Below are 19,723 nucleotides of genomic sequence, written 5' to 3'. Positions count from 1 at the left end.
GTTGATCAGTATTCCTGGTTCGCGTCAGCGTTCCAGTGATAGAGGCTGCGCGCCGAGGCGATGCGGCGGAAGTCGCGCGCGTCGTGCTGGCCGCCCAGGCCGGCGTCGGCCAGCAGGCCGGTCACGGCGGCGATGTCGACATCGGTCATGTCTTCGTAGCGCGCGTCGGCGCCGAGCGACTTGACCGTGCCCTTGACGTACAGCACGGCTTCGTAGAGCGAGTCGCCGAGCGCATCGCCGGCATCGCCGCAGATGACCATGCGGCCGGCCTGGGCCATGAAGGCCGAGAAGCTGCCGACCGAGCCGCCGACCACGATGTCGCCGCCCTTGAGCGAGATGCCGCAGCGCAGGCCGGCGTCGCCCTCGATCACCAGCAGGCCGCCATGCGCCGAGGCGCCCGCGCCGTTGGAGGCAAAGCCTTTCACATGCACCTTGCCGCTCATCATGTTCTCGGCCACGCCGGTGCCGACGCTGCCTTCGACGATGACGGTGGCGGTCTTGTTCATGCCGCCGGCGTAGTAGCCGGCATGGCCCTGCACCACCACTTCAAGCTCGGCATCGAGGCCGACGGCGATGTTGTGCGCGCCGTCCGGGTTCTGAACCTGCACGCGGCGTACACCTTCGGCGGCGGCACGCTTGTGCAGAAAACCGTTGAGTTCGGTGACCGGCGACGAGGCCAGGTCGAAGGTCAGGCTTTCCATACGTACATCTCCTCGGGCGCGGGTTCGAAGACCTTGGCGTGCTTGATGCCCGGCAGGTGGGCGAGCGAACGGAATTCGGAGGCGATGGCGACGTAGTCGTCGGTCTCGGCCACCACGGCGGGCTTGCAGGCAAAGGGGTCGCGGATCAGGGCCAGCTCGGTGCTCGTGCCCATCAGAAAGGTGAAGAAGCCGTCCAGCTCCTCGAAGCCCTTTTGCAGCGCTTCCTTCAGCTCGTCGCCTTCGCGCAGGCGCCATTCCAGAAAGCGGCAGGCGGCTTCGGTGTCGTTGTCGGTCTCGAAGTGGATGCCGCGCGGCTCCAGCTTGCGGCGGATGCCGTTGGGATTGCTCAGCGAGCCGTTGTGCACCAGGCAGAAGTCTTCGCCGGCGGTGAACGGATGGGCGCGGTCGGGCGTCACGGCCGATTCGGTCGCCATGCGGGTATGGCCCACCAGATGGCTGCCGGTCAGGCCGCCAAAGCCGTAGCGCTCGGCCACCTGGGCCGGCGTGCCGATGTCCTTGTACAGCTCGATGCTGCGGCCGGCCGACAGCACGGCCAGCTTCGCGTCATGCGCCTTGATGGCGGCAGCCACGGGCGCGGCCACGCCGCTGAAGCTGAGCACTGCATGGTTGGCCTTGATCTCGGCGCGCGCATCGGGCGCCACGGTCTGGAGCGCGGCGACCAGCGCCGTCCAGTCGTAGTCGCTGCCGGCTTCGGTCATGCCCGAGTAGAGGCTGAGCTTGCGGCGCGTGTCCGCGAGCGGGTCGGTGAAGACAGCGAGGCCGGCCGAGTCGGGGCCGCGCTCCGTCATGCCGATCAGCATCGGCACCATCAGGGCACCAAGCTGTTCGCGCAGGGCGGGCTTCTTCACCAGGAGTCCGACGATTCCACACATGGTCGTGTTCCTTCAGTTCAGAAAAATTCGAGGTAGCTCTTGATCTCCCAGTCGGAGACGTGGCGCATGTACTCCAGCCATTCCATGCGCTTGAGCTTGAGAAATTCATTGCCGACCGGGCCGAGCGCGCCCCGGATCACTTCGTCGCCCTCGAAGGCGTCGAGCGCGAGGCTCAGGTTCTGCGGCAGCAGCCCGATGCCGGCTTCCTTCAGCTGCGCCTCGCTCCAGGTGTAGAGGTTGACGTTGCGCGGCGCGCCCGGATCGAGCCGGCGCTCGACGCCGTCGAGGCCGGCGGCGATGACCGCAGCCGTCGCCAGGTACGGGTTGCACGAGCCGTCCGGCAGGCGCAGCTCCAGCCGGCCCTTGGGGATGCGCACCATCGTCGAGCGGTTGTTGTCGCCGTAGCTGATGTAGGCCGGCGCCCAGGTGGCACCGGTGAGCGAGCGGCCGACCACGAGCCGCTTGTACGAGTTGACCGTGGGCGCGCAGATGGCGGTGAGCGCCGGCGCATGCGCCAGCAGGCCGCCGAGGAAGTGATAGGCCAGCTCCGACAGCTCAAGCCCGCGCGCGTCGGCCTTGTCCTCGAACAGGTTGCGCTTGCCGTCGCCGATGCTCAGATGCATGTGCATGCCGTTGCCCGGCAGATGCGCGAACGGCTTGGGCATGAACGAGCAGATCAGGCCGAACTCGTTGGCGATCTCGCTCGCGGCCATCTTGAAGAAGACGTAGTGGTCGCAGGACGTGAGCGCGTCGGTATAGGTGTAGTTGATCTCGAACTGGCCGTTCGCGTCCTCATGGTCGATCTGATAGACGTCGATGCCGACCGAGCGCAGGCAGTTGGACAGCTTTTCGAGATAGGCGCGGGTGCGCGACAGGCCCTTGTAGTCGTAGCAGGGCTTGGCCAGCGTGTCGCTCGGATCGCAGGCTTCGAGCTTGCCGGTGACGCTGCGGCGGAGCAGTGAGAACTCGGGTTCGAGGCCGGTGAACAGCGTCCAGCCGCGCGCGGTCAGGCGGTCGATCTGGCTGCGCAGGGTCACGCGGCTGTCGCAGGGCCAGGGCTTGCCCTCGACATTGCCTTCGCAAACGATGCGCGCGAGGCCCGGCTGCCACGGCACCGGCACCATCGTCTTGAGATCGCCGACCGCCATGAAGTCGGGACCGTGCGGCTCGATGCCGACGCCCCAGATGGCAAAGCCGGCAAAGCCCGCGCCGCCCTTGAGCACCGATTCGAGATGCGCGACCGGCACGGCCTTGGCCTTGGCCACGCCGTGGATATCGACGAACTGCGCGAGCACATAGGCGATGTTGCGGGCGCCGAACCAGGCCTTGGCGGCCTCGGCGTTCTCGAAGCGCGGGACTTCGACCAGCGTGCCGGGCGGCAGGCTGCCGGCGGCGGTATCTGACGGGTTTTGCATCGAAGCGATCCTCGGGACGGCGGATGGAAAGGAGGTGGCGAATCAAGCGACCCGCCATGCCCGAGAGAATAGGTTTGAGTTTCCGTGTAGGCAACAAGTGTTCTTCTAATGAATATAAACTTCAGCGCTACTTACGCTGAATTCCCGACTTCATGAACACGGAGCGCACATGGACAAGACGCCTGAGCTGCACACCCCTTCGCTCGAAAACGATGTGGGCGCCACCATCCGCGACCTGCGCAAGCGGCACGAACTGACCATTGCCCAGCTGTCGGAGCAGACCGGCGTGAGCCGCGGAATGCTGTCGAAGATCGAGACCGGCCAGACCACCGCCAGCCTCGACACGCTGGCCCGCATCGCGCGGGCGCTGGGCGTGTCGATGGCCATGCTGTTCAGTCGCTACGACGCGGCCGGCGCGTCGGCCCAGCACATCAAGAAGGGCATGGGCATGGAAGTGGTGAGGCGCGGCACCAAGAGCGGCCACACCTATCACCTGCTCAGCTACGACCAGGGGCCGGTGAAGCTGTTCGAGCCCTTCCTCATCACGATGGACGACGACTCGCAGCGCTATCCGACCTTCCATCACCCGGGCTCGGAGTTCATCTACATGCTGGAAGGCGAGCTGGAATATCGCTGCGGGCAGCAGACCTACCGGCTGGAGCCGGGGGATTCGCTGACCTTCCAGGGGACGGTGCCGCACGGGCCGGAAAAGCTGCACCGGTTTCCGATCAGGTTTTTGTCGGTGATCGTTTATCCGAAGATCGAAAGTGATTGATTCAATTTGCCCCGCCGATTGGGGCAATTTCAATTCTGTATAATTGAAGCCATTCCCTTGCCTTACAGGCAAATATAAACTCGCATGGCCGCACGCTTGAACAAGCTGCGGCCATTGCCAATTGCACGCAAAGCAGAAACTGGATTACCAATGCCCACGCTGAACTGGATCGGCAAGGACGCCGTCGTCAAGCACCACAAGGATGTGCCATTTCGTTTACTTGAACCGGTGGATGAACTTTCTTGCGGCGACAAAGACAACGGCAATCTTATTGTTCAGGGCGACAATCTTCACGCGCTTAAGGCATTACTGCCGCGTTACGCCGGCAAAGTGAAGTGCATTTATATTGATCCACCGTATAACACCGGAAACAAGGACTGGGCTTACAACGACAATGTGAACAGTCCAGAGATTCGGCGCTGGCTAGGCGAAACCGTGGGCAAGGAAGGTGAGACGCTGGATCGACATGATCGGTGGCTTTGCATGATGTATCCGCGACTGGTGTTGTTAAAACAATTCTTAAAAGATGACGGAGTAATTTTCATCTCCATCGATGACAACGAAGCAGCGACGCTTCGTTTGCTTATGGACGAAATTTTTGGTGGCAAAAATTTTATTACCAGCTTCATTTGGAAAAAAGTTGATAGCCCAAACGATAATAAGGTTGCGCTCACACCGGATCACGAATTGATTTTAAGTTACGCAAAATGCAAGGAACTAATTTCGCTCGCACCCATGTCCGCCCCTGGGATTATTGATGCCTATGGAAAAACAGATGAAAACGGCAGAAAATTTAGAGATCGCCTCTTAAAGAAAAATGGAAGAAATAGCCTTCGCAAAGATCGACCAACCATGTTTTTTCCAATTCTCGCACCCGATGGTACCGACGTGTATCCAATTCACGAAAACGGTGAAGAGGCTTGCTGGTCAATGGGAAAAACTGGCATTGCCAAACATAAGAAACAAGACACATTGATTTGGAAAAAGAGACTTCGACAAGATAAGTCAGTTTGGGAGCCATACACGCGCGAATTTGCTCCGAATGAGCCAGCACGCCCCTACCCGAGTATTTGGGCAGACTTACCGACAATGCGCCAGGCAAAGGCTATGCTTCGGGATATTTTTGGTACGACAGACCTTTTTGACACGCCAAAACCAATCGAGTTAATCGAGAGAATTTTAAACATCATAAATGACCCGGACGCCTTAATTCTTGATAGTTTTGCCGGCTCCGGAACAACCGGTCACGCAGTTATGCGTCAGAACTTATCCGACGCTGGAAATCGCCGTTTCATTATGGTTGAAATGAGTCGTGAGATTGCTGACAACATAACCAGGGTGCGACTGGAGAAAGCGGCGTTCGGATATACCACCCCAAAAGGGGATGTAATTGACGGACTTGATAGCGGCTTCCAATTCTGCCGCCTCTCGCAAGAACCGCTCTTTGACGCCGACGGTCAAATCCGCACCGACGTTCGCTTCGCACAACTCGCGGAATTCGTCTGGTTTGCGGAAACCGGCACCGGTTATACCGGCAGCGCCGATTCCTCACTGATCGGCATTCACGAAGGCCGCGCGATCTATCTGCTTTACAACGGCATTCTCAAGGATTTATCGGTCGGCGGCGGCAATGTGCTTACCGGTACGGTTTTCCATGCCTTGCCAACGTTCGATGGCCCAAAAGTGATTTACGCCGCTGCCAATCGCATGGGCAGTCGGGCGGCGCGTGAAAACATCACCTTCAAGCAAACGCCTTACGCATTGGACGTTTGAAAATGAACGAAGACCTGCGCGTCATCATCATTGCCGGGCCCAATGGCGCCGGCAAAACGACCTTCGCGCGGGAATTCCTGCCCAACGAAGCCGGTTGTCCTGTATTCGTGAATGCCGATCTGATTGCCGCCGGCCTTGCGCCATTTGCGCCAGAAACGGCAGCCATTCAAGCCGGCCGGCTGATGCTCAAGGAACTCGACCGCCATTTCACCGCACGTGAAAGTTTCGCCTTCGAGACGACGCTTTCCGGTCGCAGCTATCTGCGTTTCATCGAGCAATGGCAAACGGCTGGCTATCGCGTAAAGCTCATCTTCTTGCAGCTCGACAGCGCGGAAGAAGCTATCGCCCGCGTTGCCGAGCGCGTGCGACAAGGCGGGCATCACATTCCCGAGCCGGTGATTCGCCGACGATTTGAAACCGGCCGCAGCAATTTCGAGCGGCTATACGCGCCCAAGGTCGATGCCTGGGCCTTGTACGACAACGCGGGCGATGCGCCAGCCCTGCTCGACTGGAAGGAATAACCATGAATCCGCAACCGATCGAAACCGCGCACGACGCCGATCTGCGCCTGTCGATGGTGGCCATGCAGCGCGCCGCCCGCCGCGCGCGCGAATTGGCGGCACAGACCGGCACTCGCGTGGTCGTGAGCCGCAATGGCGTGGTGACTGAAATCGAGCCCACGCCGACACAAGCCGTCCCGGCCGCGCACGCACCGACAGTGAGTTATCTGGACAAGGCATGACCTCTTTCAGCCCCAAGAAGTACCAGTACGACCCGGCCAATGGCGGCGGCGTGCTCGACAGCGTCGAAGCCTATTTCCGCGCGGTCCACGAATACGCAACTCCTGCCGTGGCCTTTGCGGCCACGACTGAACAGCTGACTGGACAGAGCCTTCCGTATCGCCCGCTCAAGGGCTTTCCGGCCGATATGCCTTATTTCTGCCTGCGCGTGCCTACCGGCGGCGGCAAAACTTGGCTGGCGGCACGCAGCGTGGCAATGGCTAATACACATTTGCTGCGCAGCGAGCACAGCGTCGTTTTGTGGCTGGTGCCGAGCAAGCCGATCCGTGAGCAGACGCTGCGCGCACTGAGAGACCGCGAGCATCCATATCACTTGGCTTTGCGCGAGGCCGGGCCGGTCGCGGTAATGGATCTCGACGAAGCCAAGAGCCTCACGCGGGCAACGCTCGATACATCCACCGTGGTCATCGTCGCCACGCGACAAGCGTTTCAGGTGGAGGACGAGGAATGCCGCAAGGTCTATCAATCGAGCGGCGCGCTGATGCATCACTTCGAGCAACTCACGCCAGAGGAACGCGCTGGCTTGCTCACTGAAGGCGATGGCGCCGACCGAATCACGCCCTACTCGCTCGTCAATGTGCTACGGCTGCGGCGCCCATTCGTGATCGTGGATGAAGCCCACAACAGCCGCACCGAACTGGGTTTTGAAATGCTGGCCCGCTTTCGGCCCTGCGGCGTAATGGAACTGACCGCCACACCCGACCTTGAGCGCACGCCGAGCAATGTGCTGCACAGCGTGTCGGCAGCGGAATTGAAAGCCGAGGAAATGATCAAGCTGCCGGTCGTGCTCGAAACCGAGCCGGACTGGCAGAAATGCCTGGCGCTTGGTGTTGCGCAGCGCGACAGCTTGCAAGCCCAAGCATTAGAAGAATCTCGCGCTGGTGCAGCCTATTTGCGGCCGATTGCACTTATTCAGGCCGAACCGCGCCGCGCTGGCGTGGAAACCATCGATGTGGAGCGGATTCGCGATGAATTGATCCGCAACCAGAACGTGCCGGCCGAAGCCATCGTCATTGCCACTGGAGAAGAGCGCGGCATCGAAAAGATCGAGGCCGAATTCGCACTTGGCATTGCTGACCCGCGCTGCCCGGTGCAGTACGTCATCACGCAGAAGGCGCTTGCCGAGGGTTGGGACTGCCCTTTTGCGTACGTGCTGATAAGCATGGCCGCATTGCACTCGGCTACTTCAGTCGAGCAGTTGCTCGGGCGCGTGCTGCGCCAGCCGGGCGCGAGTCATCGGCCCACGGCAGCGCTCAATCGCTCTTATGCGTTTGTGGCGTCGCGAAGCTTTACCGAAACCGCAAGCGCCTTGCGTGAACGTCTGGTGGAAGGTGCCGGCTTTGAACGACGCGACATCAAAAGCTTTGTCGTGGCCGCGCGTGAAGAGCAAAGCCGACTCGATCTGGAGGGACTGGACGGCAAGGCAGTGGTGCGGCCGGTAGTTGTGCCTTTACCCGAAAAACCCGATCTCAAAACCTTGCCGAAATCGATCCGAGACAAGGTCGAATGGAATGCCAAGGCAGCTACGCTGACCATTACCGTGCCGCTCGACGAAGCGGAAACCGAGGCTTTGCAGCAGACCGTGACCACGCCTGCCGCAGTGACTGCAATTGCAACGGCCGGCGTGGAAAGTCGCACCACGGCCATCGAATACTTCCGCACGCCTGCCGAAAAAGGCGAGCGCTTTTCAGTGCCGCGACTGGCCTTGCGCGTGCAGGGCGAATTGCTGCTGTTCGATGACCCCGAAGTGCTCGACTACCCGTGGGAGCTGTCGCCCTACGACGCCAAGCCCACGGCTGACGATCTTTCTCTGCTCGGCGCTGGCATGAAGGCCGCGCAGGGCGGCTCGCTCGACATCGATGCTGTCAGCGGCAAGATCGTGCCCGGCTTTATCGCTGATTTGCAGCGTGACCTTGAACTTGCCTACACGCCCGATAACTGGGACGCGGTGAAGCTGGCCACCTGGCTTTGCCGCAATCTGCCCGAGCCGTCGCTCACGCACGCGAGCAAGCAAAGCTTTGTCGCCGCGTGGTTAAGCGAATTGCTGCGGCAGTCCGAATTCACGCTTGCCCGCGCCAACGTGCAGAAATTCTTGCTGCGCGATTTGCTTGAGCGGCGTATTCGCCAGTTGCGGCGGCTGGCCGTGACCCAGGCCTTTCAGGAAACGCTGTTCGGCAATGACGCCGCAAACCGCGTAGCAGTCACCGACCAGTACGGCTTTGAATTCAACAAGCAGGCTTATGCGCCAGCGCGTGATTACGACCCGCGCACCTCGCTATTTGGCCCGGCTGATTTCAAGAACCATTTCCACGGCCGCATCGGCGACTTCGACAGCAAGGAAGAATTCGAATGCGCAGTGGAACTTGAAAGGCTGGCGCAGCAAGGGCGAATCAAGTTCTGGATTCGCAATCTCGTGCGGCGTGAAGGCAGTTCGTTCTTTTTGCAAAAGGCCGACGGCCGGTTCTATCCCGACTTCCTATGCCAGTTGCCTGACCGCGACGGTGCGACCGGCCCGGTACTCGCGGTGGAATACAAGGGCGCCGACCGCTGGGCCAGCGCCGAGGACGACCGACTCATCGGCGGGCTGTGGGCCAATCTGTCGGACGGCCGCTGTCGCTTCGTGATGGTGACGAATCGGCGTTGGGACTGGATCGACGCTCAGCTCAAAGTTGGCTGACCGGTTCGCTTGCCAGATGAAGACCGCCAGCTAACCCCTCAATCCTCCAGCACCGCCCCCGCCACCACCTTGCGCACGCCGCCCTGCACGCCCAGATCGACGCGCGGGCCGTTGCCGCAATGCCGGTGCTGGAACCTGGCGATCGCGGCATCGAGTTCGGCCAGCGCCGGCACTTCGGCCATGTGCTTGGCGGCCACCAGCCGGGCCATCGACAGCGGCCTCGGGTTGAGCGTGCGGCGGCCGCAGTCGAACAGCATTTCGACCGTGGTGGCCGGCGAGCCCTGGACCAGGCAGGCCATCGCCTCCTGGCAGCGCTTGACCACGCTGGCATGGGCGCCGCGCATGAGCTGCGAGTACTTCGCATGCCGGCGCATCAGCTGGGCCAGCGCCTCGGTGGTCGAGCGCGTCGAGCAGTAGCGAAAGCCGATCAGCTCGACCCAGCGCTGGGCGTCGGGCAGCACGATCTCGGCGGTGGTCACGCGGGCCAGCAGCGCCGCGATGTCGCAGGCGAATTCGAAGTCGGCCTCGGGCCGGCGCAGCTGCTCGGCCAGCTCGCGCAGCTGGGCCACGCCGGGGCCGAACTGGCGGTTGGCGAAGCAGAAGACCACTTCGACGAACTGGTCCATGCGGCGCACGCGCGGGCTGTCGCCCTGGCTGCGCACCAGGCGCTGCCATTGCTCGCGGATGCGGCGCATCTCGCGCAGGTCGCCGGCGTCGAACAGCACCAGCATGAGCAGCACCAGCGTGTGCCAGTCGAAGCTGCGCGACTGGCGCCCGGCGCGGTAGGCATGGCTCAGCGCCTCGCGCGCGGTGGCGGTGTCGTCGGACAGGAAGGCGAGCCAGCCGAGCTTCTGGAGCCGGGCCGGATTGCTCGGCGTGATCTCGACCGCCTGGCGCATGGTGGCCATGGCGCCGGCCACGTCGCCCTGCTCGAACTGGGCCCGCGCCAGCACGTCATAGGCGTCGACGAATTCGGGATGCTCGGCGACCAGGCTTTCGAGCACCCGGCGCGCGCGCGGCAGGTCGCCGTCCTCCATGTCGAGCGTGACGATGCCGAGCCTGGCCCAGGGCAAGGCCTGCACCCGGCACACGTCTTCCAGCAGGCGGCGCGCGTCGGCCGGGCGGCCGAGCCGGATGTAGAGCTCGACGCAGAGCCGGGTCGCGTAGACGCGATAGGGCCCGTCCTTCTGCATGATGGCTTCGCACAGCGTGGCGGCGGTTGCGTAGTCGCGCGCCTCGATGGCGCGGTAGACCGGGGCCAGCGCGAGCTTGCGGCGGTAGGCGATGGCGACCCGCTCGGCGAGCGTGTTGGCGGTGAAGGGCTTGAGCAGGTAGTCGTCGAGCGCGGTCTCGATGGCTTCGGCGACGCGCTGGTACTTGGACTCGCCGGTAATCATGATGAAGACGGTCATGAAGGACAGCGCGCGGTTGCGGCGCCAGTCCTCCAGCAGGTCTTGCCCGGTGCCGTCCTCGCCCTCGAAGTGGTAGTCGCAGATGACCAGGTCGTAGCGCTCGCGCTCGACCGCGCGGCGGGCGTCGGACATCTTGCCGACGGCGGTCACGCGCTTGAGGCCGATGTCGCGCAGCAGGGTCTCGCAGACCTGGCGCGCGATGCGGCTGTCGTCGATGACGAGGACCTGGCATTCGTCGAACTTGAGATCGGGAGCAGCCATGCAACCTCGCCATGTCGGGAGCGTCGGGCTTGCCAAGCTAGTCGCGCGGCGGCCGGGCGATTGGGCCGAACAGCGGCGCGGTTGCCGCCCAGTCCCGCGCGCCGCCGGCCCGGCTGCCGCCGGTCGTGCCGGCGGGGCGGGCTCGGCCCGACTCAGTCGTCGAGCACGGCGCCGGCGACGATCTTGCGCGTGACGGTCGGCAGGCCGAGGTCGCTGCGCGGCGTGGCGGCGCAGTTGCGCTCCCGGAAACGGGCGATGGCGGCATCGAGTTCGGCCAGCGCCGGCAGCTCGGCCATGTGGCGCGCCGCCACACGTCGCGCCATGTCGAGCGGCTTGAGGTTGTGGGTGCGCCGGCCGCAGTCGAACAGCATCTCGACGCTGGTCTGGGGCGAGCCCTTGACCAGGCAGGCCATGGCGTCCTGGCAGCGCCGGGTGACCACGCCGTGGGCGGTGCGCAGCAGCTGCACCAGGGTTTCGTCGCGCGCCACCAGCAGGCCGAGCGCGGCGGTGCTGGCGCGCGACGAGCTGTAGCGGTAGCCGATCAGCTCGACCCAGCGCGCGGCCCGCGGCAGCTCGATGCCGGGCGCGCTCACGCGTACCAGCAGCGCCAGGAAGTCGCAGGCGAATTCGAAGTCGGCGTCGGGCTGGCGCAGGCAGTCGGCCAGCTCGCCGAGCCGGGCCGTGCCGGCCTCGAACTGGCCGCCGGCAAAGCAGGTCAGCACTTCCACCAGCCGGTCCATGCGCGCCAGCCGCGGGCTGTCGCCGCAGCGCCGCAGCAGCCGCTGCCAGGGTTCGCGCAGCCGGCGCAGCTCGCGCAGTTCGCCGGCCTCGAACAGCAGCAGCATGTGCAGCAGCAGCGTGTGCGGATCGAAGCTGCGCGACTGGCGGCCGGCGCGCCAGGCGCGCGCGAGCTTTTCGCGCGCCAGTTCGGTATCGCCGAGCAGGAAGGCGAGCCAGCCGAGCTTTTGCAGCCGCGCCGGATTGCTCGGCGTGAGCTCGACCGCGCGCTTCATGCTCGCGAGCGCGCCGGTCACGTCGCCGAGCTCGAACTGCACCCGCGCCAGCTGGTCGCGCGCATCGGCGAAGTCGGGATGGTCGGTGACCACGCCTTCGAGCGCGCGGCGGCTGCGCGCCAGATCGTCCTCGTCGGCATCGAGCGCGATCAGCGCCAGCCGCGCCCACGGCAGGATCTGGCCGCGATTGAGTTCCTCCAGCAGCCGGCGCGCATCGGCATGGCGGCCGGCGCGGATCAGCAGCTCGACGCACAGCCGCGCCGCATACATCCGATAGGGCCCGTCCCCCTCCACCACCGCGCAGCACTGGTTGGCCGCCCTGGCGTAATCGCGCTGCTCGATGGCGTGGTAGACCGGCGCCAGCGCCAGCCGGCGCCGGTAGGCCATCGCCACCCGCTCGGCCAGGGTGTTGCCGGTGAAGGGCTTGAGCAGATAGTCGTCGAGCGCGGTCTCGATGGCCTCGGCCACATGCTGGTACTTCGATTCACCGGTGATCATGATGAACACGGTCATGAAGGACAGCACGCGGTTGCGGCGCCAGTCTTCGAGCAGGTCCTGCCCGTTGCTGTCGTCGCCGTCGAAGTGGTAGTCGCACAGCACCAGGTCGTAGCGCTCGCGCTCGACGGCGCGGCGGGCTTCCGACATGCGGCCCACGCTGGTGATGCGGCGCACGCCCAGGTCGTGCAGCAGGGTTTCGCAAACCTGGCGCGCGATGCGGCTGTCGTCGATGACGAGTACCTGGCAGTCGGGGAGCTTGAGGTCGGCAGGAGGCATCGGGGCGGATCGCGAAAAAAGGATCGCCCCGAAGCTAGCAAGCGCCCGGCGCGCTGAATCGCTCGATCAGCCGGCCAAGTGCGGCGTTGACGCGGCGGCCGCGTCTCAGGCGGCGACGCCGGCGCGCGCGCCGAGCAGCGCGGCGAAGTCCTCGGCCTGCATCGGCCGGTTCACGAAATAGCCCTGGAACTCGTTGCAGCCGTTGGCGCGCAGGAAGTCGGCCTGCTCGCGCGTCTCGATGCCCTGGGCCACCACGCTCAGGCTGAGCGTGCGGCCCATGGCGATGATGGCCTCGGTGAGCGCGCGGTCCTCGGGCACGGCGCCAGCGTCGCGCATGAAGGAACGGTCGATCTTGATGCTGTCGATCGGAAACTGCTTGAGCGCCGACAGCGACGAATAGCCGACGCCGAAATCGTCGATGGCGATGCGCACGCCGAGCTTGCGCAGGTGGTTGAGGATGCCGACGCTGCGGCCGACGTCGTGCATCAGCAGGCTTTCGGCGACCTCCAGCTCCAGCAGCTCGGGCGCCATGCCGGTCTCGGCCAGCACCGCGTTCAGCTCGCCGATCAGGCGGTCGTCGAAGAACTGGCGCGCGGTGAGATTGACCGCCATGCGCAGCGCCGGCAGCCCGGCGCGCTGCCAGGCCATGTTCTGCGCGCAGGCGCTGCGCAGCACCCAGCGGCCGATCGGCACGATGAGCCCGGTCGCCTCGGCCACCGGGATGAACTGCATCGGCGCCACCAGCCCCAGATCGGGATGCTGCCAGCGCAGCAGCGCCTCGGTGCCGGTGATGGCGCCGCTGCGGGCGTCGCGCTTGGCCTGGTAGTGCAGCACGAACTCGCCGCGCTCCAGCGCCCGGCGCAGGCTGGCTTCGAGCGACACGCGCTGCAGCGCATTGGCGCTGCGCGCCTCGGAATAGAACTGGAAGTTGTTCTTGCCGTCTTCCTTGGCCTGGTACATGGCGCTGTCGGCATGCTTGGTCAGCGATTGCTCGTCGAGCCCGTCGAGCGGAAAGCGCGCCACGCCGACGCTGGCCGAGATGCGGAACTCCTGGCCGATCAGCACGAAGGGCCGGGCCACGGCGGTGAGGATGTTCTGCGCCACGGTGGCGATCTGCTGGTCGTGCTCGACCACCGGCAGCAGCACCACGAACTCGTCGCCGCCCAGCCGCGCCACCGTGTCGCTCTCGCGCAGGCAGCCGCGCAGCCGCAGCGCCACTTCCTTGAGCAGATCGTCGCCGGCGTCGTGGCCGAGCGTGTCGTTGATCTGCTTGAAATGGTCGAGATCGAGGAACAGCACCGCCAGCTGGCGCTCGTAGCGGCGCGCCTCGGCAATGCCCTGGCCGAGCAGCCGACTGAACAGGCTGCGGTTGGGCAGGCCGGTCAGGCTGTCGTGATAGGCGAGGTATTCGACCCGCTCGGCATGCGCGATGTGCTCCTGCACCGCCGCCTGGCGCGCCCGCGCCAGCTGCCGGCTGAGCCGGCCGAGCAGGCCGACGACCGCCAGCAGCACCGCGCTGGCCGCACCGGCCCGGGCCAGGTAGACATGGCGCGCGGCATGCGCGGCGGTCAGCTGCTCGTCCTCGGCCAGACCGACCACGATGGCGAGCGGAAAGCCGTAAAGCTCATGCGCGCGGGTGTAGCGCGGCACGCCGTCCCAGGGGCTGGGCGCGACCCGGGCCGCGTCGGTGGCCAGCAGCAGCGCGGCCGGATCGGTCCGGTCGCCGGCCGCGACCGCCTCGCCGCTGCGGCGCACGCGGAACACGCCGTCGGTGCCGAGCAGCGCCAGCACGCCATGCGCGCCGAGCCGGGCGGCGTCATAGCCGCTCACGAAATAGGCCGCGTCGACCGAGACCGTGACCGTGCCGTCGAAGCTGCCGTCGCGGGCCAGCAGCCGGCGCGCGAAATGCAGCGTCCATTCGCCGGCCGCCAGCCCGGGCTGAGGCAGGCTCACGGTCAGGCCGTCGCCGGCGCGGGTGGCGGCGAGCTGGGCCGCATCGACCTGGCCGCGCCGCCCCGAGGCATGGGTGCTGGCGACGACCGCGCCGCTGCGATCGGCAATGCTCACGGAGAACAGCAGATCGGGCGGCAGCAGTCCGCGCTCGTCCAGCCTGTGCAGCGCCAGCTGGCGCGCGCCGCTCTCATGGGCGTACTGCACCAGCTTGAGCGTCTGGTCGATCTCGCGCAGCGCCCGCAACGCCTGCGCCTCGTAGGTATCGGCGAGTTCGAGGCTGGATTGCAGCGCGCTGCGCTCGGCCGCCGTGCGCTCGGCCGCGACCAGCCGCAAGGCCGCGCCCCAGATCACCGCCAGCATCAGCAGCGCAATGGCCGGAAACAGCCAGAGCGGCTCGGTCAGCCGGCCCGGCAGGTGCGGCAGCGTGCCGGACCACAGAGGCTTGATGTTCATGGACTGCTCCTGGCGCCGACTCAATTGAGGATGAGCGCGACCTTCACGCTCGGATCGACGGCCGATTTCTCGATGTAGCCGATGGCGCGCGGATTGGCCGCGACGGCGCGCTTCACGGCGGCCGAATCGGCCTGCTCGCGCGGCGGCTGACCACGGCCGGTGAAGACGATGCGCGACCACAGCGCCTTCATCTGCGCCAGGTCGCGGCCGGCGAGGCGCTGGTAGAACTCGGTGCGCAGCGCGGCCGGCTCGGGCTGGTCGAGCGGCTGCTGGCCGCGGTCGCGGCCCAGGTAGATGTCGGCGATCTGCTCGCGCGTGAACTCGGGCGCGGCGGGATTGACGATGACCGCGATCTCGCCGGCCCGGGCCATGCCGACGGCCAGCAGGCAGGCGGTCAGCAACAGTGACTTGAACATGGCCGGCCGCCTCAGAACACGAAGTCGACCAGCACGGTCAGCACCGTGGCGTGGCCGTGGCCGGTCATGAAGGCCGGGCTGGCGTGCGCGAAGGTCGCCCCGTCGCTGTGCGCCGATTCGAGCTGGGTCTTCAGCGCCGCATTGCGCCAGCCATCCCAGCGCAGGCCGGCGGCATGGTTGCTGATGCTGGGCCGGTCGCCGAACCACCGGCCGAGATAGATGTTGCGGCTGACCGTCGCATACGGCATCCACGGCCCGAACCGGTAGCCGCCGGTGACATAGCCGTTGTTGCTGTCGAGGCCGCGATCGCTGGTGCGGCGCCAGACCAGTTCGGCCTGGAGCAGCAGCCGGCCGTCGTCGCGCGCAAGACCGAGGCCCGAGAAGTGGTCGGCATAGCTCAGCTGCTGGGTCTGCGTGTAGCGCAGGTGCGCATCGGCACAGGTCCGGCCGGCGCGCAGCGTCCAGTTGCCGCGCTCGACGACCAGGTTCAGCGAGCGCAGCCCGTCGGATTCGCCCTCCAGGCTCTGGCCCAGCAGGAAGGCGCGGCCCCGGCTCTTGCCGCCCGAGGCTTGCAGCGTGATGTGGCTGTCGCGCCAGTCGCCGCGCAGCTCGGCCTGCACGCCGTCATAGGAAGTGGCCGGGTAGATGCCGTAGACATCGCCCGGCGCGCGCACCCAGTGCGAGGCATAGCCGACATTGCGCGAGTCCGAGACGAGGAAGGCCGGCAGCACCATGCGGCCGATGCGCAGGTCGAGCCAGGGCGCGACGGCGGCCTGGGCGAACAGCCATTCGACCTGCACCCGCTCGTCGCCGTCGCGCCGGCTGGTCAGCAGCTGGCCCACGGCCGAAAAGGTTTCGTCGAGCGCGGCACTGGCTTGCAGGCCGAGCCGGCTGTCGACACCGAGGTCGGGCCTGCGGTCGGCGCCGTTCGGCTGGCGCGGACTGGTGCGGAACTGGGCTTCGTCGGTATTGGTGACGACGGCGCCGAGCGTGCCGAAGCCGCTGAATTTCCAATGCGAATCGTCGTCGGCGGCATGCGCCAGCGCGGCGAGGCCGGCCAGTGCAAGGCCGAGCGCGGCCTTGCGAACCAGGGATTTCATGCGGGGAGTCTCCGCGCCGGGGGCGCGAGTTCGCGGTTTCAGGTGCGGCGCGGCGGCGCCACCGGCCGGATTCGGCGGTGGCAGACCGTGGCGCGCCTGACTCCCATTACGGCGCGCCGGCTGCGGGCTTGAATCGCCCCCGGGCGTTCAGACGGCGGCGAGCGCCGCGTCGATCATTCTTTCGAGCCAGGGCTGCACTTGCGCCGCCAGATCGGGCCGGTACGCAAACGGCGCGTCCTCGTTCATGTAGAGGCTCTGGCACATCTCCAGCTGGATGGCGTGCACGCCGCCGGCCGGATCGCCATAGGCGCGGGTGATGTGGCCGCCCTTGAAGCGGCCGTTATGCACCCGCGTGAACGGCGCAGCCTCGATGGCCGCCAGCACCGCGCCGATAACCTCGGGCGCGCAGCTCTTGCCGTCGGCGGTGCCGAAGTTGAAGTCGGGCAGCTTGCCGTCGAACAGGCGCGGCAGCACCGAGGCGATGGAATGCGCCTCCCACAGCACGACGCGGCCGTGCTCCGCCTTGAGGCGCGCGATCTCGTCGGCCAGCGCCGCGTGATAGGGCTTCCAGTAGGCGTCGAGCCGGCGTGCGGTTTCGGCGGCGTCGGGCTCGGCGCCGGGCGCGTACAGCGGCACGCCGTGAAAGGTTTCGGTCGGGCACAGGCCGGTGGTGGTCTGGCCCGGGTAGAGGCTCTGGCCGTCGGCCGGGCGGTTGAGGTCGATGGCATAGCGCGAGACACGCGCGCCGAGCACCGAGCAGCCGAGCGCCTCGGCAAAGGCATAGAGCGTGTCGAGATGCCAGTCGGTGTCGGCCACGACCGGGCCTTCGGCGGTGAGCTGGGCGCGCACCTCGTCGGGCAGCGTCGTGCCCAGATGCGGGATGGAGATGAGCAGCGGGCGGGTGCCGCGCCTGAGGCGGTAGATGGGCGTGTCGACGGTGGTCATGGCGGGATCGGGTTCGGGAAAGGGATCGGCGTCAGCCGGCATCGGGCCAGGTGATGGCGTCGGGCGGCAGCGCCGGCATGGCGCGATGGATGGCCGGCGCGGTCTCGTTGCGCAGCACGCTGCGCGCGACCCGCATCACCTCGTCGTCGAGGCCGGCCCATTCGGCATCGCGCGCCAGCAGGAAGAAATCGCGCTGGCCCAGGCGCGTGGGCGGCAGCGGCAGCACGGTCACGCTGTCGAGGTACTGGCGCGACTGCCACAGGCAGAGCGGCGTGCTGATGGCCCAGCCGAGGCCGGCGGCCACGAGGCTGAGCATCGGATCGGTCGCGTCGAACTCGAAGCGGCGCGGCGCGTCGATGCGCGCATGGCGCAGGAAGCGGTCGACCTGCTGGCCCATGACCGAGCGCTGGGTGTAGCGGATCAGCGGCAGCTCGCCGGCGAGGCGCGGCAGATCGCGCAGCGCCGGCGGCGCGTCGGGCAGGACGTGCTCGCGCGGGAACACCGCCACGAAGGCTTCGGAGAACAGCAGCCGCTGGCTGATGCGGGTGTCGTCGATGCGGATGTCGGTGCAGATCACCAGATCCAGCTCGCGCGCCTGCAACTGCGCCGCGAGGCCCGGCGTGAGGCCCGACCACAGTTGCAGCTGCCGGGCCGAGCCGGCCAGCGCGCGGATCAGCGCCGGGCCGACCGTGGCGGCAAAGCTGTCGACGCAGCCAAGCCGGATCTGCGCATGGTCCTGGCGCGCGCTGGCCCGCACCTGCTCGACCAGCGCGCGCGCCTGCTCCAGCAGCGCGCTCGCGCGGTCGAGCAGCGAGCGGCCGGCATGCGTGGGCCGCGCCGGCCGCACCTCGCGGTCGAACAGCAGGGTGCCGCATTCGGTCTCCAGCGCCTTCACCAGCTGGCTCACCGCGCTCTGGCTCACGCCCAGGCGCTGGGCCGCGAGCGCCATCGAGCCGGCCTCGCAGACGGTGACGAAGGCTTCGAGCGCATGCAGATCGGGCAGCGCGCGATGGCGCCTCGGCACGGCATCGGAAACGGGCGGGCGAGCGGGATTGGCGGACATGGCGGCATCCTGACGAGCGCCCTCGGGCGCGGCAAAAGATGCACCGATTCTGAAGCATTGGATAAGCGTTCGCGCAGTCAGCCGGCCGGCGCTACTCCCAAAGGCTTACTCATTCGCGGCGATACCCAGACCGCGCCGGGCGCCACAGAATCGGCCGGCCTCCTCCGCGCCGGCAGCCGCCGTCGCGCCGACCACAAGAACGGGAAGCCCATGAGCCCGACCCTCTGTTCCGTGCGCCGCCGCGCCGACGACCTCCCCGCCGCAGGCGCCACCGCCGGCCCGCGCGCCCCCGGCCGCGCCGCCGTGCCGCCCGCCATCCACGCCACCGGACCAACCGCCCTGCCGCCCGCCGACCCGCCCGACCCGCCGGTCGACCCGGTCATCGCGGCCCAGCTGCGCACCGCGCTGCGGGTGATCTCGCGCGGCACGCCGCTGCTGCTGCGCGGCGAAACCGGCGCCGGCAAGGAGGTGTTCGCGCGCGGCGTGCATGCCGACAGCGCCGCCGCGGGCCGCGCCTTCATCGCCATCAACTGCGCCGGCCTGCCCGACGGACTGATCGAATCCGAACTGTTCGGCTACCGCGCCGGCGCCTTTACCGGCGCCGACCGCAACGGCCGGCGCGGCAAGATCGTGCAGGCCCACGGCGGCACCCTGTTCCTCGACGAGATCGGCGACATGCCGCTGGCGCTGCAAGCCCGGCTGCTGCGCGTGCTCGACGAGCGCCGCGTCACGCCGCTCGGCAGCGAGGAATCGATTCCCGTGAGCTTTCAGCTGGTGAGCGCCAGCCATCGCGAGCTGGCCCGGCTGGTCGCCGAAGGCAGCTTCCGCGAAGACCTGTACTACCGCCTCAACGGCGTGGAAATCGTGCTGCCGCCGCTGCGCGAACGGGCCGACCGGCGCGAGCTCATCGACCGCATGCTGGCCGAGGAAGCCGGCGCGCCGCTGGCGCTAACGCCGGCCGCCGAGGCGCTGCTGATGAACCACGCCTGGCCCGGCAATCTGCGCCAGATGCGCCATGTGCTGCGCGCCGCCGCCGCCCTCTGCGACGGCAGCACCGTGGATGTGGAACATCTGCCGGCGCTGCGCAGCACGCCGTTCTCGGCCGCGCAGGCGCGCGCCCAGCTGCCGCTCGCCGAAGCCGCCATCGCCGCCGAGGAGCGCGACACGCTGCTCGACCTGATCCGCGAGCAGCGCTGGAACCTGACCCGCGTGGCGCGGCTGGCGGGCGTGAGCCGCAACACGCTCTACCGCCGCATGAAGCGGCTCGGCATCGCGCTCGATCCCGACTGAGCGGCCGCG

16 protein-coding genes are annotated in these 19,723 nt (G+C 66.7%); 6 read left to right on the top strand and 10 right to left on the bottom strand.

From position 1 onward, the window contains the following. Positions 1 to 5: 5 nt before the first annotated feature. Genes B9P64_RS06995 through glnT form a run of 3 tightly spaced genes read right to left on the bottom strand, consistent with a single transcriptional unit; the run spans position 6 to position 3,009 of the window. Positions 6 to 701 (bottom strand): protein glxC, encoded by a 696-nt coding sequence (locus tag B9P64_RS06995; protein WP_085315506.1) that lies wholly within the window; start codon positions 699 to 701, stop codon positions 6 to 8. After that, positions 689 to 1,594, bottom strand: coding sequence for a class II glutamine amidotransferase (locus tag B9P64_RS06990; RefSeq protein ID WP_085315505.1), 906 nt, complete (start codon positions 1,592 to 1,594; stop codon positions 689 to 691). Before B9P64_RS06990 ends, B9P64_RS06995 begins: the two co-directional genes overlap by 13 nt. A 17-nt stretch (positions 1,595 to 1,611) precedes the next feature. Next, a complete protein-coding gene (gene glnT, locus B9P64_RS06985; RefSeq protein ID WP_085315504.1) occupies positions 1,612 to 3,009 on the bottom strand; it encodes a type III glutamate--ammonia ligase in 1,398 nt (465 codons plus the stop codon). Positions 3,010 to 3,178: 169 nt separating this feature from the next. Here glnT and B9P64_RS06980 point away from each other — a divergent pair, with 169 nt between their 5' ends. The 5 genes from B9P64_RS06980 (at position 3,179) to B9P64_RS06960 (ending at position 9,034) form a co-directional block, all read left to right on the top strand. Next, entirely contained in the window at positions 3,179 to 3,784 is a 606-nt protein-coding gene (locus B9P64_RS06980; protein ID WP_085315503.1) for a helix-turn-helix domain-containing protein, read from the top strand. Positions 3,785 to 3,868: 84 nt separating this feature from the next. Beyond that, positions 3,869 to 5,557 (top strand): site-specific DNA-methyltransferase, encoded by a 1,689-nt coding sequence (locus B9P64_RS06975; protein WP_235839917.1) that lies wholly within the window; start codon positions 3,869 to 3,871, stop codon positions 5,555 to 5,557. Positions 5,558 to 5,559: 2 nt separating this feature from the next. Beyond that, complete coding sequence (locus B9P64_RS06970) at positions 5,560 to 6,078, top strand: AAA family ATPase (protein ID WP_085315501.1); 519 nt, start codon at positions 5,560 to 5,562, stop codon at positions 6,076 to 6,078. 2 nt (positions 6,079 to 6,080) lie between these two features. Continuing rightward, positions 6,081 to 6,299 carry a hypothetical protein gene (locus B9P64_RS06965; protein WP_085315500.1) on the top strand — a complete coding sequence of 73 codons (219 nt, stop codon included), beginning with the start codon at positions 6,081 to 6,083 and terminating at the stop codon, positions 6,297 to 6,299. Then, the gene (locus B9P64_RS06960; protein ID WP_085315499.1) at positions 6,296 to 9,034 is read left to right on the top strand and encodes a DEAD/DEAH box helicase; all 2,739 of its coding nucleotides are present in this window, start codon (positions 6,296 to 6,298) and stop codon (positions 9,032 to 9,034) included. Before B9P64_RS06965 ends, B9P64_RS06960 begins: the two co-directional genes overlap by 4 nt. 38 nt (positions 9,035 to 9,072) lie before the next feature. On the opposite strand, the gene B9P64_RS06955 is transcribed toward B9P64_RS06960, so the two are convergent. The 7 genes from B9P64_RS06955 to B9P64_RS06925 form a co-directional block, all read right to left on the bottom strand. After that, on the bottom strand, positions 9,073 to 10,707 hold the full coding sequence (locus B9P64_RS06955) for a response regulator (protein WP_085315498.1): 1,635 nt from the start codon (positions 10,705 to 10,707) through the stop codon (positions 9,073 to 9,075). 152 nt (positions 10,708 to 10,859) lie between these two features. Continuing rightward, on the bottom strand, positions 10,860 to 12,494 hold the full coding sequence (locus B9P64_RS06950; protein WP_085315497.1) for a response regulator: 1,635 nt from the start codon (positions 12,492 to 12,494) through the stop codon (positions 10,860 to 10,862). A gap of 105 nt (positions 12,495 to 12,599) precedes the next feature. Further along, the gene (locus B9P64_RS06945) at positions 12,600 to 14,900 is read right to left on the bottom strand and encodes a putative bifunctional diguanylate cyclase/phosphodiesterase (protein WP_085315496.1); all 2,301 of its coding nucleotides are present in this window, start codon (positions 14,898 to 14,900) and stop codon (positions 12,600 to 12,602) included. Between the two features lie 20 nt (positions 14,901 to 14,920). After that, positions 14,921 to 15,316, bottom strand: a complete 396-nt coding sequence (locus B9P64_RS06940; protein WP_085315495.1) for a type 2 periplasmic-binding domain-containing protein — start codon at positions 15,314 to 15,316, stop codon at positions 14,921 to 14,923. An 11-nt stretch (positions 15,317 to 15,327) separates the two neighbouring features. Then, positions 15,328 to 16,416: a hypothetical protein gene (locus B9P64_RS06935; protein WP_085315494.1), complete on the bottom strand. Its 1,089-nt coding sequence runs from the start codon at positions 16,414 to 16,416 to the stop codon at positions 15,328 to 15,330. Positions 16,417 to 16,563: 147 nt separating this feature from the next. Next, the gene (gene hutG, locus B9P64_RS06930) at positions 16,564 to 17,361 is read right to left on the bottom strand and encodes an N-formylglutamate deformylase (protein WP_085315989.1); all 798 of its coding nucleotides are present in this window, start codon (positions 17,359 to 17,361) and stop codon (positions 16,564 to 16,566) included. A 31-nt stretch (positions 17,362 to 17,392) separates the two neighbouring features. Beyond that, positions 17,393 to 18,424, bottom strand: a complete 1,032-nt coding sequence (locus tag B9P64_RS06925) for a LysR family transcriptional regulator (protein WP_085315493.1) — start codon at positions 18,422 to 18,424, stop codon at positions 17,393 to 17,395. 210 nt (positions 18,425 to 18,634) lie between these two features. Between B9P64_RS06925 and B9P64_RS06920 the strand changes: the two genes are divergently transcribed. Beyond that, entirely contained in the window at positions 18,635 to 19,714 is a 1,080-nt protein-coding gene (locus tag B9P64_RS06920) for a sigma-54-dependent Fis family transcriptional regulator (protein WP_407919678.1), read from the top strand. The last annotated feature ends 9 nt before the right edge of the window (positions 19,715 to 19,723 follow it).

Source organism: Derxia lacustris, assembly GCF_002105195.1.
GTDB classification, from domain to species: Bacteria; Pseudomonadota; Gammaproteobacteria; order Burkholderiales; family Burkholderiaceae_E; genus Derxia; species Derxia lacustris.
This window is presented reverse-complemented; position numbering and strand designations above follow the sequence as displayed.